We start from the raw sequence: 12,267 nt of genomic DNA, 5'->3' as shown, positions 1-12,267 counted from the left end.
CGGCGCACGCCGACGGGTGTCGGGATACGCCGCCACTGGGCGGTACAGGCAGTACGGGCAGGATGGCTCCCGCGCATCTCGCCTACTTGGGGTCCCGGTTGAACTGTGAGGTGGACCAGCGGTAGCCGAGGACGGTGAGGCCGACGCACCAGGCGAGGGCGATCCAGCCGTTGTTGCCGATCTCGGTGCCGAGGAGGAGTCCGCGCAGGGTTTCGATGGCTGGGGTGAAGGGCTGGTACTCGGCGATCGGCTGGAACCAGCCCGGCATGCTGTTCAGCGGGACGAAGGCACTGGAGATCAGCGGCAGCAGGATCAGCGGCTGTGCGCTGTTGGCGGCCGCCTCGGCGTTCGGGCTGCCCATGCCCATGCCGACCGCGATCCAGGTGAAGGCGAGGGAGACGAGAGCGAGCAGTCCGAAGGCCGCGAGCCACTCCAGGACACTGGCATCGGTGGAGCGGAAGCCCATCGCGACACCGACGGCGCCGACGAGCACCACACTCAGGATCGCCTGGAGGACACTTCCCGCGACGTGCCCGAAGAGCACGGATCCGCGGTGGATGGCCATCGTGCGGAAGCGGGCGGTGATGCCTTCGTTCATGTCGGTGGAGACGGAGACCGCGGTGCCGATGGTGGTGGAGCCGATGGTCATCAGGAGGATGCCGGGGACGATGTAGGCGATGTAGGCGTCGCGGCCCGCGCCGCCGCTCATGGTGTCGCCGAAGATGTAGACGAAGAGCAGCAGCAACATGACCGGCGTGAGCAGCAGTTGCAGGGTCAGCGACGGGTAGCGGCGCGCGTGCAGGAGGTTGCGGCGCAGCATCGTGGACGAGTCGCGCACGGCGAGGGAGAGGGAGCTCATCGGACAGCCTCCTTGGGCTGGCTGGGCACGGAGGTGCCGGTGGTGTCGCCGGTCAGGGCGAAGAACACGTCGTCCAGGTCGGGGGTGTGCACGGTCAGCTCGTCGGCCTCGATGCCCTCCGATTCCAACTGGTCGAGAATGGCGCGCAGTTCGCGCTGGGTACCGTCGCTGGGGATCTGCAGGGAGAGGGACTCGTCGTCGCGGGCGACCTCGGGCAGGGCGAGGGCGGCGGGCTGGTAGGCGGCCGGGTCGGTGAAGCGGAGCCGGACGTGCCCGCCGGGGATGAGCCGCTTGAGCTCATCGGCCGTGCCTTCGGCGGCGATCTTGCCGTCGTTCAGTACGGCGATGCGGTCGGCGAGTTCGTCGGCCTCCTCCAGGTACTGGGTGGTGAGGAAGACGGTGACGCCGCCGGAGACCAGTTCGCGGATGATGCCCCACATGTTGTGGCGGGAGCGGGGGTCGAGTCCGGTGGTGGGCTCGTCGAGGAAGATGATCCGCGGGTTGCCGACCAGGGTCATGGCGATGTCCAGGCGGCGCTTCATGCCGCCGGAGTAGCTCTGGGCGGGCTTCTTCGCGGCCTCCACCAGGTCGAAGCGCTCCAGGAGTTCGGCGGTGATCCGCCGTCCCCCTTGCTTGGAGAGGTGGTGCAGGTCGGCCATGAGGAGCATGTTCTCCTCGCCGGTGATCAGACCGTCCACGGCGGAGAACTGCCCCGTGACACCGATCGCGGCGCGTACGGACTGCGGATCGGCGGCCAGGTCGTGACCGCCGACGCGGACGGTGCCGGCGTCGGCAGTCACGAGGGTCGAGAGGATCTTCACGGCGGTGGTCTTACCGGCGCCGTTCGGGCCGAGCAGAGCGAAGACCGTTCCTTCGGGGACGGTGATGTCGACGCCGTCGAGCACGACCTTGTCCCCGTAGGACTTGCGCAGCCCGTTCGCCGCGATGGCCGGATTCGTCATGTTGCTGCTCCTCGGAGGCTGCGGTTCGGAAGCTGGGGGTCAGAGGCTGCGGGCGGTGATGTCGCCGTAAGCGGTGGTCGCGTGGATCTGCAGGCCGGCGGCGGCGCCGTCGGTGTTCTGGAGGGTGTTGTTGATCCGGCCGTAGCTGGTGCCGGCGTCCAGGTGGGCGGAGACGCCGCGGGCGGCGCCGACCGAGATCTCGCCGTGCTCGGTGCGCAGGGTGACCTTGCCCTTGACGGCTTCGGTGATCTGCAAGTTCCCCTTCTGGGTGCTGATCTCCGCGGGGCCGCTCAGGTTGCCGACCGTGATGTCACCGGCCTGGAGGCTGAGGCGGGCGCTCGCGGCCTCGTCGAGCTTGACCGAGCCCTCCGCGCCCTCGAAGGTGACGTCACCGAGCCGACCGACGCCCCGGATCTCACCGCTGGCGGCCTTGGCGGCGACGTCCGACCCCGCGGGCAACTGGACGGTCACCTCGATGGTTCCGGAGGCGCCGAGGATCTGGTTCTTCGCTGGTGCGGCGTTGATCCGCAGGACGCCGTCGGCACCGTACTCGACCATGGCTTCCTCCGCCGCCTTTACGTCGCGGCTCTTGGAAGCGTTCGCGGGCAGGACCTCGACCGTGGTGTCGGCGCGGTCGGCGGCGATGAACCGGATGCTTCCCGCGGCGATGTCGACGAGGGCGGAGACCGGGGCGGGGGTGTCGAACTTCTGCATGATGCGCTCCTTGTTATCTGTCGCGTGCCCTGCGGCCCGCTGTTTCTTGATGATGGAAACGCTAAGTTGCATTCGCGGTTGTGGCAACACCCTCGTTGCATGCAATCGACATAATGCCAGTTCAGATGCGTTCAATCGTTGCAGTGGGTTGAGAACTAACGCAACAACAGGCGGCTGGCTCGTTGCAATGAGAAGGCTGTGAACGCTATAGTGGGGCCACTACGCACCATCTAGGAGGCCGCGATGCCGGGAGGCAGACTCACTCAGCAGGAACGACAGGAGATCGCGCTCGGGCTGGCCGACGGCCTCGCCTACGCGGAGATCGCCAGACGCCTCGACCGCCCGACCTCGACGGTCACGCGCGAGGTGATGCGCAACGGCGGACCCACCGCCTACCGTGCCGACCTCGCCCACCGCGCCACCGAACACCGCGCCCACCGCCGCCGGCAGTCCGCACCCCGAGACCCCAAGGGGCCCCCGGCGGTCGATGGCCGCGACGCCGAAGCCGTGCGGGAGTACGAGGAGTTGTTCACCACCGTCCTCATGGGGTCGGGGATGCCCAAGATGATGTCGCGCGTGATGGCCTGCCTCACCATCACCGACTCCGGCAGCCTCACCGCCTCGGAACTCGTCGAGCGTCTCCAGGTCAGCCCGCCGACCATCTCCAAAGCGATCGCGTTCCTGGAGAGCCAGGGCTTCGTCCGCCGGGAACGCGACGAACGCCGCCGTGATCGCTACATCGTCGACGACGACATCTGGTACCAGTCGATGATGGCCAGCGCCCGCTCCACCGCACACGTCGTCGAGGTCGCGCGGCAGGGCGCCGGAGTTCTCGGACCGGGCACCGCCGCCGGTTCCCGCCTCGAGAACGTCGCCCGCTTCCTCGACTTCGTCAGCGAGAGCCTCGCGCGCGCCGCGGACCAGGCGCGCGAGATCCTCTATACGAAACCTGACTCCGCGAAGCCCGCCACGACTTCGGACGCCCCGTCTTCGGATGCCACGACTTCGAGCGCCGCGACTTCGGACGCCGCGACTTCGGATGAACCCTGAGTCTTTCCGGGCGACAAGGCGGACCGGTGGATCTAGGTTTTGCCGTCCTTCAGAGCAACGGGCTCCCCGCACCGGCGACGGCGCCGACCGCCCGTGTAATACGGGCAGTTCGGCGCCGTTTCGGAAGTTCCTTTGCGGAGGCCACTGAATCGTCGTGTCCCTCCGCTTTGTACCGAACGTCGGCGCACCGCTACGCACCACAACGCACCGCCGACGGGAGGTGATTCGCTCTCCTCAGAGCATGATGAGCAGACGCGTCTTCGGCTTTAGCTTCCTGTTCACCGAACGGCTCTGTACGTAGACCTCCAGCTTGGGATTGTTCCCCGCCTTCACCGAGACGGTCCCTTGAATACCCGTACCGAACAGAAGGCTGCGCGCCGCGTCACCCGTATAGGCGCGGTCGGTTTCCTTCTCGACCACGATGACTTCCTTGTTCGGCTGGACCTGAGCCCGCGCACCCAGCTGGTAGTAGCACGCACCGCGCTCGTACGTGACCCCCGGATGCGAGTCGACGAAAGGGCGGATCTCGATCTCTTTGTCGACCTTCAGGAGGCGGTACCTGTCGGCCGGAACCGGTTCCAGATTCGCCCGCACCTCGTCGATCGATATGTCCTGACCGACGGCGAAGAGGTTCTTCGTGCCGCGCACACCCTGCTCGCGGGCCCGCAGGAAACTGGTGGCGGCGGCGCGAACGGTGCCTATCGCCTCTTCGACGCCCTCCTGCGAATCCGCGTCCCAGATGGCGATGTTGCCGGCCGGGAAGCCGTAGTTCTGGGCGGTCCGCTTGGCCAGTGAGTTCGGCACGAGGATCGCCGAAGTCCAGTGTCCGGGCAGCCCGCCCATCTTCGCCGAGATCCTGTCGAGCCAGGGTCCGAGGATGGACATGTCGCCGTCGTGCCGCCGGTCGCCGCCAGAGGCGTTCTCCTCGCCGTCCGTCACGACGATCTGGAGGAAGCTGTGCTCCCCGTATTCCTCCCAGATATGTCCGAGGTCGTCCAGGGACTTCAGTGACGCCTCAATGAGAGCCGTAGCACCGTTGTTTACCTGATAAAGCCCTCGCATGGACGGAAGGTGCTTCACGTCCATGTCCCAGACCAGATTCTCCACCCTGTGGTCGAAGGAATAGAGGCTGATCCGGGTCTCATGTCCGAGGCTGTCCGATTCGGCCTTCAAGCCCGCGACGAACTCGTCCACGACGCGGATGAGTTGATTCTCATGCGGACGCATGGAACCCGAACAGTCCACTACCAGCGCGACGTGATTCACCTTGTGCTGAATCCTGTTGGGGGACATGCTTCTGCTCCTTCTCCGAGGGCTTCTCCGCGAGCTTCCCGAGTGATTTCACTCTATGCGGAGGCACTGACAATGGCCCTCGCTGAAGCCCCCCGCTGCTCGCCACTGCTCCGCGGTGCCCGCTGAACGCCCCACTGCTCCGCGGTGCCCGCTGAACGCCCCACCGCTCGGCGGTAGTCACCGGTCAGCGTGACGAAGGCGATGAACATGCTCACGCCGCCCCATGTCACAGCAGCGAGGGCTGCCTCGTCTCGGGGAGTGAAGGCATCGACGAACGTGAAGACGAACGTGAAGGGGCACACGATGGACGCACGACTGAACTACTTCGCCGTCCCGGCCGCAGGCAAGGCCCTCAAGTACCTCATGTCGGCGGGCCGGGAGCTGAAGGAACTGCCGCTGCCGGCCACGACGCAAGAGCTGGTGTCGCTGCGCGTGAGCCAGATCAACGGCTGCGCGGCCTGCATCGACATGCACACCAAGGAAGCCGCCGCGGCAGGCGAGAGCCCGGTGCGGCTCAACCTGGTCGCGGCCTGGCGGGAAGCAACGGTCTTCACCGAGGCCGAACGCGCCGCGCTCGCACTGGCCGAGCAGGGGACCCGGGTCGCGGACGCGGCCACCGGGGTCAGCGACGACGTATGGGCCCATGCCGCCAAGCACTATGACGAGGAGCAGCTCACGGCCCTCGCGCTGCTGATCTCGATCATGAACGCGGCGAACCGGCTGAACATCATCGCCCAGCAGCCGGCAGGCGACTACCAGGTCGGTCAGATGCACTGAACCGCCGCCGCACCAAGGCCCGGGACGCCATGATCAGGGCTGTCAGGTTGGTCGAGCATGGCTGTCATGTTGGTCGCGGGGGCCCGACCGAGCACTCGGATTGCAAGGGGGAGTCGGCGTGGACAAGGTCGAGGAGTTCGAGGAGCTGCGGCCGCTGCTGTTCTCGATCGCGTACCGGATCCTGGGCAGCGTGGGCGAGGCGGAGGACGCGGTGCAGGAGAGCTGGCTGCGCTACGACGCCTCGACCACCCGGCCGGTGTCGGTCAAGGCGTTCCTGTCGGCCACGGTGACCCGGATCGCCATCGACGTGCTGCGCTCCGCGCGGGTGCGGCGGGAGCAGTACGTCGGACCGTGGCTGCCCGAGCCGCTCCTCGACGATCCCTACGAGGATCCGGCCCGCGCGGCGGAGCTGGCCGACTCGGTGTCGATGGCCGCGCTGCTGCTCCTGGAGCGGCTCAGCCCGCTGGAGCGGTCGGTGTTCGTGCTGCGGGAGGTCTTCGCCTTCGGCTTCGACGAGATCGCCTCAGCGGTGGGACGCTCGGAGCCGGCGTGCCGACAGTTGCTCGTACGGGCACGGCGCCATATGCACGCGGGGCGGCCTCGGTTCGATGCGGACCGCGAGGAGCAGCGGGAGCTGGCGAGGCGGTTCTTCGAGGCAATGTCCCGGGGCGACGTGAACGGACTGCAGAGTCTGCTGTCCGCCGACGTCCAGCTCGTCGGGGACGGCGGCGGCAAGGCCCCGCAGCTGGCCAGGGCCGTCGCCGGGGCCGAGAACGTGGCCAGGCTGCTTGCCAGCGTCCACCCGCTGATGGCACAGGTCGACATCACCTTCGAACCGCGCGAGGTCAATGGCCTGCCGGGCGCGCTCTTCCGCGACCGCGACGGCAAGATCCTCCACATCCTCGCCCTCGACATGCTCGACGGGCAGATCCAGATCATCCGCGCGGTCATCAACCCCGACAAGCTCGGCCACCTCGGTCAGGTCGCCGACGCCTGGGCCATCGACCAGGAAGTACGGCAGGCCCGCAAGCAAACCCGCAAGCAGGCGTGATGACCTCCCGACCAGCCCAGCCCAGCCCTCTAACCTGTCCCGGTGACGTATGAGGGGGACTTCCGGGTCGGTGATGTGCTGTCGGTGGCCTGTCCGTTCACGCCGGCCCGCGTCGAACGGGGCCTGACATGGGACCACGTATCGGTGCGATGGCCGTGGTGGCGCATCGATACCGACAGCGAGTTCTACCACTGGAACGGAGTGGTGGCTCTGGGCGTGGACAGCGGTGGGTACGTGCCGCCCGACGCCGATGCGGAGCTCTTCCGGACCGACCCGCCGCCCGGGCAGCTGAAAGCGGGAGACACCTGCCGCGTGGGAGTGCCCCCGACCGTCGTCCACGTGACGGAGGTCGACCACCACGACCCGCCCCTGGAGACGGGCTTCCTCCCCCGCCCTCGGCTGACCGTGGCCGTGCTGCGCCGCGGCCGTTCCTACCGGGATTTCCCGGACGATAGCCACCTCAGCGGCGCGGGTTACACCCTTCACCCCGGCGACGGCATCCCGTACGCCATCGAGCTGTTGATGCGGCCGTACATGTTCCTCCGCCCCGGCGACGAAGTCGCCGACGACGCCGGGCGTGCATGGCGGTTCAACGGACCCTGGGACTGGCACGCATTCGACGGATCGGGCCTCGGCACCGTCCCCTGGTGGCCGCTCATCCTGCTGACCCGCTCAGGAGCGCCGTGTTCCCCCGGCGACGCGGAGACAGTGTCAGCAGCCACGGAGACCGGCTCCCACCAGGAGACCGTACGACGCTGGATGACGCTCACCGAGGCTTCGCCGACGCCCTGAGTGACGCGGTTGTGCCGCGGACCGGCGTCCGACAACGGTGCCTACGGCTATCTCACGCACCTGCAGCTGTCGTACACGCCCCTCACCTGCGGTCCCGACCTGCCGTCCGCGGATGACGAGGAGGGGTCGGCCGAATGGATCAGCGCACACGTCGACTGGTGAGGGGAGAAAGGGAGTTGACGGGATTGACGGCGTGGGTACGGTGGTGGGGAAACGCATCAACGCCTGCCCCGTGCCATGAGCCGGGCGGGCCGGACGGGGGAAGAAAGGTGCGTGCCCGATGGCAATCGGGCTCCTCTCCACGATGACCACGATGACCGCCGTGCTCTACGGCGGCACGGTCTCGATCCTCGCTCTCACCGCGACCTTCGCCCGGCGCCGGACACTGCGGCGCGAGGCGCGCAGGACCCTTGCCGTACTGGTACCGGGGAGGGTGGTGGAGACGCAGCAAGCAGAGGGGGCGGGGGGCGGCACGGGCGGCTGAGCGGTGGCGGCCGGGCGGCTCGGGTGCTGCGCGGGAGCCGCCGGTCGGTTTACCGCGGTAAACCGACCGGCGTTGGCTGCGAGGGGAGTTGGGCTTTCCGGCTCTGGTTCGCGTGTCAGGTAGCAGGCAGACGTGAGCCGTCCGCTCCGGGGGAATCCGGCGGGCGGCTCTGTTCTGTTCCGGTCTGTTCCGGCCGCCGGGTTGCGTGCATGTACACCCAAGTGCGTTGCACCTGACGATAGTTAAGGGAGACTCCGCACTTTCGCCAGTGCCGGGTGCCGCCCTCCCGTTCGTACGCTCCCCTGCATGATCAGTAACCGCATCAGTAACCGCATCCAGAACCGCAACCGGCGGCCCAGAGCCGCAGCAGCCGTTGCCTCTCTGGCTTCCCTTGCCTCCCTCGCCCTCCTCGCTCCGGCAGTCGCCGCCTGCGACAACGGCTCGGCGTCGAGTGCACCCGCGTCCGTATCCGCGTCCGTATCCGCATCCGTATCCCCGTCCGCGGCCCTGTCCGCCTCCGCGTCGTCGGCGCGAGGCGGCGGGCTCGCCCTTCCCCGCCCGTCCGGGCCCCACCGCATCGGTCGGGACACCCTCCATCTCGTGGATAAGAGCCGCCGCGACCTGTGGGTGCCCTCGTCGGGGGCCCGGGAGTTGATGGTGTCCGTCTTCTACCCGGCCCTGCGCGGCGGCGGCGACGCCGACGCGCCGTACATGGGAATCAAGGAAGCCGAACTGCTCCTGAAGGGGCAGAAGTTGGACCAGCGGATCGAGGGCGAGCAGGTCGCCGCCGTACAGACGAATGCCACGCCCGCCGCCCGCCCGGTCAAGGGCAGGCATCCGCTCGTGGTCCTCTCGCCGGGCTTCACCCTGCACCGCGCCACACTGACCGGCCTCGCGGAGGAGCTGGCATCCCTGGGGTATCTCGTAGCCGTCGTTGATCATGTGTACGAGTCCTTCGGGACGGAGTTCCCCGGCAAGGGCGACTCCTCGCGCCTGCGCACCTGCGTCGCCTGCGAGAAGGTCGAGAGCGCGCCGGGCGGCAACTCGGGAGAGAACAAGGTGCTGGCCAGGGCCGCCAGGAACCGGGCCGCGGACATCTCCTTCGTCATCGACGCTCTGACGACCGGACGGCCCCGCACCGACGACGGACGGCACCCCGACTACCCGGCCCTCATCGACCCCCGCCGAATCGGCGCCGCCGGCCACTCGCTCGGCGGAAACGCGGCGGTCACGGCCATGGGCACCGACCGCCGGATCCGGGCCGCGGCCAACATGGACGGCACCTTCTTCGCTCCCGTCCCGGCCGCCGGGACCACCCGCCCGGTCCTCATGGTCGGCACCCGAAGCGGTCACACCCCCAGTGCCGACGACGTTTCCTGGCCCCGCGAGTGGCAGCGCCTGCACGGCTTCAAGCGCTGGCTCACGGTCGCCGACTCCGGACACCTCACGTTCACCGACATGCCCGTACTCGGCGGGCAGCTCGGAATGACCGACCCCAAGGCCCCGTTGTCCGGAAAGCGCTCGGGCGAAATCACCGCGGACTACGTCACGGCCTTCTTCGACCGGCATCTCCGGGCCCGGCACGAATCCCTGCTGGACGGCCCTTCCAAGGAAAACCCGGAGGTCGCCTTCCACTCTCCCTGAGTGAGTCCCGACCTGTATGAGCCGAAGGGTGCATTCTCCGGTGAACGGGACCATTGAGGCGGCACGGTGCGTCGAGGTTCCGCAAGTTGCCCGTGTTTGTGACCACACCTTCAGCGCTCGCCACAAATAGATGACTACCCATAATATTTACGATGCTCACCCGGCCGGTCGACCACCGGTGACGGGTGGCATCGGGGGTGGGGGGCTAACCACTCGGATTCCGTCAGGCCGTTAGGCCGAGGCGTTATCCGGCGCGCCTGAAATCGGCGCAAGTGTTGGTGTGATGACGTCCGCCATCTGAAATACCCCCTGCCGACAGGCAGGAACCGGGTTCCCGAGAATGCCCGAGGCCGACTTCGGTCGGCGCCGCCTCCCGAGGACACCCAACGCCTTTATGACTCGCCGCATCACTATCTTCCCGCGCGCATTGCCCCTCTGGCTGGTCCCGCTGCTGTGGACCCTCGCCCTCGGCATGTGGGGATTGTCCCGCCAGCACAGTGTGTGGCGTGATGAGGCCGCTACCTGGCAGGTGGCCCGGCGGCCCGTCGCCGACATCTGGGAGATGGTGGAGCAGGTCGATGTCGTGCACGGGCTCTACTACCTGCTGATGCACGGACTCTTCGAACTCTTCGGGCCCGGCACCACGACCCTGCGCCTGCCCTCCGTCCTGGCCATGGCGGTCGCGTCGGCCTGCGTGACGGTCATCGGACACCGGCTGGCCGGTGCCAGGGCGGGACTGGTCGCTGGATTGGTGTTCGGGTTGCTTCCGGCCGTGCAGTTCTATCTCCAGGAGGGTCGCCCGTACGCCCTGGTCGCGGCCGGTGCCGGCCTCTCGACGCTGCTCCTGGTGGCCTTGCTCCGGGGACGTGGCGGGGCCGCGTACTGGGTGGCTTACGGCGGCACGGTCCTGGTGTGCGCGCTGCTGAACTGGATGGCCTTGCTGATCCTGCCCGCGCACCTGACGACCCTGCTCTGGACGAAGGCCGGGCGCAGGACATGTGTGCCCTGGGCAGCGGCCGCGACGGCTGCCGTGGCGGGAGCGCTGCCGCTGATCCTGTTCAGCCGGACCCAGTCCAACCAGGTGTCCTGGATCCCGCCGCTGACCTGGCACATGATGATCGGCCCCGCGGTCCTGCTGGCAATCGGCACTGTCGGGGCGCTGCTGGACCGGCCCCGGCCGGGCCGACTGTCGTTGGCGGCCGTCGCTCTGCCCCTGCTGGCCGTGCCGCAGATCGGACTGATCGGCCTCTCCCTTATCCAGCCCATCTTCCTGGACCGCTACGTCCTGTTCAGCATGCTGGGTCTGGCACTGCTGATCGGCACGACACTGGATGCGGCGGTGCGGTACGCCAGGCCTCGCTTCCCGCGCGCGTCGCGATGGCTCGTCCCGGTGGTTGCAGTTGTGGCCGTGGCGGCGCTGATGCCGCAGGCGATGGCCAAGCGGTCCGCGGCGAGCCGGGTGGACGACGTCCTCGCGGCGGCGGCGGACGTACGGGAGTTGAAGAAGGACGGGGACGCGGTGCTCTTCATACCGGCGGCCCGGCGCGACACCGCACTGGTCTCCCCCGACGACTTCGAGGGCCTGCGGGACATAGCGCTTGCGGTGGACCCCGTGGCGTCCGGGACCCTGAAGGGCGAGGAGGCAGGCCCCCGCCGGATACGGACCGCGATACTGGCACAGCGGCGGATCCTGCTGGTCACCGACGTGCCCGGGGTGGCCAGGCCGGTGTCGGCCAAGCGGGACAAGGCCAAGACCGCCGCGCTGAAGAAGCACTTCAGGGTCGTGACGGACGACCGGGTCCGCGGGCGCAGGGTGACCGTGTACGAGCGGCGCAGTTAGAAACCCGGCGCAGACACCCGGCCGCCCCCGGCCGGGCGTCGCTACGACGCCTGCGGGGGCTCGTACTCCAGGTTGTGCCTGGCGCACAGTTCCTTCAGGTTCTCCTCGAAAACGGGCTCGAGGTCCGAGTAGGCGAAGTCCAGTTGGTGGAGGACCTCCATGCACAGCAGCCCGTACAGCCTGATCCAGCTCGTCAGGAACTGGTGCAGCGCCTGGGGAGGCAGCGGGCTCCCGGACCTGGCCGCGTAATCGAGGATCTGCTCCTGCAAAGAGGGAGCCAGGTCCTCGAACGGCGTGGCCGGGCAGGGGTTCTTCTCCCAGATCCCGACGAACTGGTCGAGGAAGACCTTCTCGAACTGCTGCCCGGCCCGCAGCCGAGGCGACTCCGCGTCGTCACGGGTCGCCGCGTGGACCGGGCTCGCGAACATCCAGCTGAACTCGCCGGGGTGGTCGATCGCCCAGGTGCGCATCGAGCGACAAGTGGCGGCAAGGCGTCTGCCGGGCTGCTCCGGCGGGCAGGCGTCCCGCGCTGCCAGCATGGTCGTCGTCAACTCCTGGTAGAAATCTGCGATCACCGCCTCGACCAGCTCGTCATGGCTGGCGTAGTAGCGATATACGGCGGGTCCGCTCATGCCCATCTCGCGGGCCACGGCGTTGACCGTCACGCCCGTCGGTCCGTGCTCGCGCAGGAGTTGCCGGGCCGTATCGCGGATCTCCAGCAGGGTGGCTTGCCGACGCTTCTGTACGCGGCTGCTCGGCATCTGCTGCGGCATCTTCAGCCTCATTCCAGTCATTGACATG

General features: G+C 68.2%; 13 protein-coding genes. 8 read left to right on the top strand and 5 right to left on the bottom strand.

The window, feature by feature from the left end; genetic code table 11:
- Positions 1 to 82: 82 nt before the first annotated feature.
- The 3 genes from ACWFR3_RS10505 to ACWFR3_RS10495 are packed head-to-tail and all read right to left on the bottom strand — an operon-like array spanning position 83 to position 2,535.
- Positions 83 to 859 (bottom strand): ABC transporter permease, encoded by a 777-nt coding sequence (locus ACWFR3_RS10505; RefSeq protein WP_453734167.1) that lies wholly within the window; start codon positions 857 to 859, stop codon positions 83 to 85.
- On the bottom strand, positions 856 to 1,821 hold the full coding sequence (locus ACWFR3_RS10500) for an ATP-binding cassette domain-containing protein (RefSeq protein WP_453734166.1): 966 nt from the start codon (positions 1,819 to 1,821) through the stop codon (positions 856 to 858). The genes ACWFR3_RS10505 and ACWFR3_RS10500 overlap by 4 nt, the downstream gene beginning before the upstream one ends.
- A gap of 39 nt (positions 1,822 to 1,860) precedes the next feature.
- On the bottom strand, positions 1,861 to 2,535 hold the full coding sequence (locus tag ACWFR3_RS10495; RefSeq protein ID WP_453734165.1) for a DUF4097 family beta strand repeat-containing protein: 675 nt from the start codon (positions 2,533 to 2,535) through the stop codon (positions 1,861 to 1,863).
- Positions 2,536 to 2,778: 243 nt separating this feature from the next.
- Between ACWFR3_RS10495 and ACWFR3_RS10490 the strand changes: the two genes are divergently transcribed.
- Complete coding sequence (locus ACWFR3_RS10490) at positions 2,779 to 3,585, top strand: helix-turn-helix domain-containing protein (RefSeq protein WP_453734164.1); 807 nt, start codon at positions 2,779 to 2,781, stop codon at positions 3,583 to 3,585.
- A gap of 234 nt (positions 3,586 to 3,819) precedes the next feature.
- Here ACWFR3_RS10490 and ACWFR3_RS10485 read toward each other — a convergent pair whose 3' ends face one another.
- Positions 3,820 to 4,878: a VWA domain-containing protein gene (locus ACWFR3_RS10485; RefSeq protein WP_453734163.1), complete on the bottom strand. Its 1,059-nt coding sequence runs from the start codon at positions 4,876 to 4,878 to the stop codon at positions 3,820 to 3,822.
- 303 nt (positions 4,879 to 5,181) lie between these two features.
- On the opposite strand from ACWFR3_RS10485, the gene ACWFR3_RS10480 reads away from it, so the two are divergent.
- From ACWFR3_RS10480 to ACWFR3_RS10450, 7 genes are all read left to right on the top strand, one after another.
- Positions 5,182 to 5,655 carry a carboxymuconolactone decarboxylase family protein gene (locus tag ACWFR3_RS10480; protein WP_453734162.1) on the top strand — a complete coding sequence of 158 codons (474 nt, stop codon included), beginning with the start codon at positions 5,182 to 5,184 and terminating at the stop codon, positions 5,653 to 5,655.
- Positions 5,656 to 5,773: 118 nt separating this feature from the next.
- Positions 5,774 to 6,706 carry an RNA polymerase sigma-70 factor gene (locus tag ACWFR3_RS10475; RefSeq protein WP_453734161.1) on the top strand — a complete coding sequence of 311 codons (933 nt, stop codon included), beginning with the start codon at positions 5,774 to 5,776 and terminating at the stop codon, positions 6,704 to 6,706.
- Between the two features lie 42 nt (positions 6,707 to 6,748).
- Positions 6,749 to 7,498 (top strand): hypothetical protein, encoded by a 750-nt coding sequence (locus tag ACWFR3_RS10470; protein WP_453734160.1) that lies wholly within the window; start codon positions 6,749 to 6,751, stop codon positions 7,496 to 7,498.
- Positions 7,499 to 7,507: 9 nt separating this feature from the next.
- Entirely contained in the window at positions 7,508 to 7,660 is a 153-nt protein-coding gene (locus ACWFR3_RS10465) for a hypothetical protein (RefSeq protein ID WP_453734159.1), read from the top strand.
- 118 nt (positions 7,661 to 7,778) lie between these two features.
- Complete coding sequence (locus tag ACWFR3_RS10460) at positions 7,779 to 7,982, top strand: hypothetical protein (RefSeq protein ID WP_453734158.1); 204 nt, start codon at positions 7,779 to 7,781, stop codon at positions 7,980 to 7,982.
- Between the two features lie 306 nt (positions 7,983 to 8,288).
- The gene (locus tag ACWFR3_RS10455) at positions 8,289 to 9,626 is read left to right on the top strand and encodes an alpha/beta hydrolase family protein (RefSeq protein WP_453734157.1); all 1,338 of its coding nucleotides are present in this window, start codon (positions 8,289 to 8,291) and stop codon (positions 9,624 to 9,626) included.
- A 394-nt stretch (positions 9,627 to 10,020) separates the two neighbouring features.
- Positions 10,021 to 11,466, top strand: a complete 1,446-nt coding sequence (locus ACWFR3_RS10450) for a glycosyltransferase family 39 protein (RefSeq protein WP_453734156.1) — start codon at positions 10,021 to 10,023, stop codon at positions 11,464 to 11,466.
- 41 nt (positions 11,467 to 11,507) lie between these two features.
- Here ACWFR3_RS10450 and ACWFR3_RS10445 read toward each other — a convergent pair whose 3' ends face one another.
- Positions 11,508 to 12,266, bottom strand: a complete 759-nt coding sequence (locus ACWFR3_RS10445) for a TetR/AcrR family transcriptional regulator (protein WP_453734155.1) — start codon at positions 12,264 to 12,266, stop codon at positions 11,508 to 11,510.
- Position 12,267: the final 1 nt, after the last annotated feature.

Source organism: Streptomyces sp. NPDC055189 (assembly GCF_053606765.1).
The sequence above is the reverse complement of the archived record's forward strand: the minus strand, read 5'-3'. Positions and strand labels throughout refer to the sequence as shown.